The following is a 1,027-nucleotide window of genomic DNA, read 5'->3' on the forward strand; positions in this document are numbered from 1 at the left end:
GTGGTGGTGGCCACGTCCGGGCCCTGTTGCTTGATGGAGTAGGAGATCTCTACGCGGCGGTTCCTGGCCCGTCCTGCCGGATTGTCGCTGCCGTCCCGCTTCTGGTTCTTGGCGATCGGCTCGCTCTCGCCCTTGCCTTCCGGTCGGTACTGGTAGTCGTTGCCGAGCCTGGCGGCCAGATACTTCTGCACCGCTTCGGCTCGTTCGATCGACAGCGTCTGGTTGTAGTCGTCGGCGCCCTTGTCGTCGGTGTGGCCGGTGATCGTGATGGGCGGTTTGGCGGGGTCGGCCCGTCGCCTGGTCTCTGCGACCACGTCGTCGAGTACGGCTGCCGCCTTCGTGCTCAGCCGCGCTTTGTCGAAGGCGAACAGGACGTCGGTGCGCAGGCCGATCGTCTCCGTGTCGCCCGCCTGGGTGGTGGTCTTCACCGGTGTCTCCACCAGTTCGTTCACGTCGGAGACGGCTGACCAGATCTCCCCGTCCGGCGCGAGGACGGGCCATTGGAACGTGTCGCCGGTCTTCGGCATCTCGGAGGAACCGCGCTCACGGGCGGTCGGCTCAGCGCCGCCGTCGGTGACCGGGATGCCGGTCATCGGGCCCATCGGCAGGTCGGGCACGATCGACATCGTCCTGGCGGCGGTGGGAAGCGGCGGGAAGTAGACCTCCACCGGGTAGCGCACGCCTGGCACGAAGTCGTCGGGATAGTCGGCCGTGGCCTTGCGGTTCCTGGTGCCGAAGGCGTCGCCGTTGGCGTCGTTCTCACGCAGGGTGAAGTAGATCTTCCTGCCGATCGGGTCGAACAACCTGAACCTGGCGAAGGAGGTCGGCATGGTGCCGTAGCCGAAGTCGCCGGCGGTGTTGGTGGCCGCCGTGGTCATGATCTCCATGCGTAACACGGTCAGCTTGGCGTGCCGCTCGATGGCCCGCACCTCGATCTTGAAGGGGTTGGCGATGTAGAAGCCGACCATGCCCTCGCTCACGTAGTTCGCCTCCGCCGCAGCCGGGGTGGAGGGCGGCATCGAGGGGC

1 protein-coding gene is annotated in these 1,027 nt (G+C 67.0%); it reads right to left on the reverse strand.

The window, feature by feature from the left end; all coding sequences use genetic code 11:
• A partial coding sequence (locus ACIHAD_RS48885; RefSeq protein ID WP_397361754.1) for an OmpA family protein occupies positions 1–980 on the reverse strand: 980 nt, incomplete at its 3' end.
• Positions 981–1,027 lie beyond the last annotated feature (47 nt).

Origin of the sequence: Nonomuraea sp. NPDC052265 (assembly GCF_044547985.1) — a bacterium.
GTDB lineage: Bacteria > Actinomycetota > Actinomycetes > Streptosporangiales > Streptosporangiaceae > Nonomuraea.